Here is a 1674-nt window from a genome sequence, read left to right as displayed (position 1 = left end):
TTCCCCCGTCGGACACATCAGAGATGTCGCCGTTTTCCGGAGGGAGGGTGAAGGAGTTGAAGATTTCGGGCATCTTCACCTCGGGAATGTGGGAATACGATATGAACCTCGTTTACATAAACATAGAGGGAATGAAGGACCTCTACGGCACCGGCGATATAGCGACGGGTTTTGAGATAGCCGTTGCCGATTCCGCCCGCGCCGATGAAGTCGCCTCCTCGATTCGCAAGGCCCTGGATGTGAGGCTGTGGGTGCGGACATGGAAGGAAATAAACCGCACTCTTTTCGCGGCGCTGGAGCTCGAGAAAAAAACGATGTTCATAATACTGAGCCTCATCGTCATGGTGGCTGTCTTTAACATAATCTCCAGCCTGCTCCTCCAGACGATAGAGAAGGTGCGGGACATAGGGGTTCTCAAAGCTCTCGGCGCCGACAGGGGCTTCATAGAGAAGATCTTCGTTTATCAGGGTATAATGAGCGGCGCGGCGGGTTTGATACTCGGCAATCTCATCGCCGTTGCGGCCTGCCTTCTTCTGAGAAGATATGAGTTTATAGATATTCCGGCGGCCGTTTATTATATGAACAAGCTCCCCGTGATAATGAGCCTCAGTGATTTTGCCGTGGTGAACGCCGCGAGCATGTTTTTTATTCTGCTGGCGTCATATATGCCCGCGAGGCAGGCGGGGAAGCTCTCTCCGGCGGTGATTTTGCGCTATGAGTGACATTCTCGTATTTGAAAAAGCGGAGAAAGTCTATTCCGCCCTCACGCCTCTTGAGGTGAAGGCACTGTCGGAAGTTTCTTTCTCGCTCGCGGAATCGTCTTTCACATATCTTCTGGGCCCGAGCGGCTCCGGTAAGACAACTCTTTTAAATCTCGCGGGGCTGCTGGATTCTTCCACATCGGGGAAGGTGATAATCTCCGGCAAAGACACTTCTCTTATGACGGAAAAAGAAAAGGCGAAACTCAGAAACACATCGGTGGGCTTTGTCTTCCAGCAGCCGACTTTCCTTCCGGAATTCACGGCCTCGGAAAATGTGATGCTGCCTTCGCTGATTGCCGGGGCAGACAAAAAAACAGTTTACGAAAAAGCGAAAAACTTTTTTGATACCATGGGCGTGGGAGACCGCGCCCAACATTATCCCTCACAGCTTTCCGGCGGTGAGCTCCAGAGATTCGCCATCCTCAGGGCGCTGATGAACGATCCCGCGCTCCTCCTCTGCGACGAGCCCACAGGCCAGCTCGACGACGGTAACGCCGCTCTCGTTATGAAGGCGATGACGCTATTTTTGGAAATGAGTTCCGCCGCCGTGCTCTTCGTCACCCACAACCGCGACCTCGCCGCGGCCTCGGGCCGACGCGTGCTGCATCTTCGCAACGGCGTCCTCCAGGATTGAAGAGGAAAAAGGGGACGTCCTTAATTAATTGTTATTTTGGATGGCATAATTAGGGCGTTTGTGATAATATAAAACAATTGTGTGTTTTGCAGACAGCTTTGATTTACATCCGCGCGTTCCGTTGATTGATGAAACTGAGACGGAGGAAAGTCGAAATGACCCCGTACCAGAGCCAGCGGCACGAGGTAAATGGAGAAGATGAGAAAAAATGTAGAGCGTCGTCAATGTTTTAGAGGAGGGGAATAATTATTATGAACAATACGATTAACAAGATAGTGG

General features: G+C 51.6%; 2 protein-coding genes. Both read left to right on the top strand.

The features are described from left to right. Positions 1 to 722: ABC transporter permease (locus tag FP827_05230; GenBank protein MBA3052475.1), on the top strand; the 722-nt coding region annotated here is incomplete at its 5' end. Then, on the top strand, positions 715 to 1395 hold the full coding sequence (locus FP827_05225; GenBank protein ID MBA3052474.1) for an ABC transporter ATP-binding protein: 681 nt from the start codon (positions 715 to 717) through the stop codon (positions 1393 to 1395). The genes FP827_05230 and FP827_05225, both read left to right, overlap by 8 nt. Positions 1396 to 1674 lie beyond the last annotated feature (279 nt).

This window comes from Candidatus Omnitrophota bacterium (assembly GCA_013791745.1).
Taxonomy (GTDB): Bacteria; CG03; CG03; order CG03; family CG03; genus CG03.
This window is presented reverse-complemented; position numbering and strand designations above follow the sequence as displayed.

Excerpts from the sequence above, each read along its gene's own strand:
- FP827_05225 (MBA3052474.1), top strand. The coding sequence starts at position 715 with ATGAGTGACATTCTCGTATTTGAAAAAGCGGAGAAAGTCTATTCCGCC.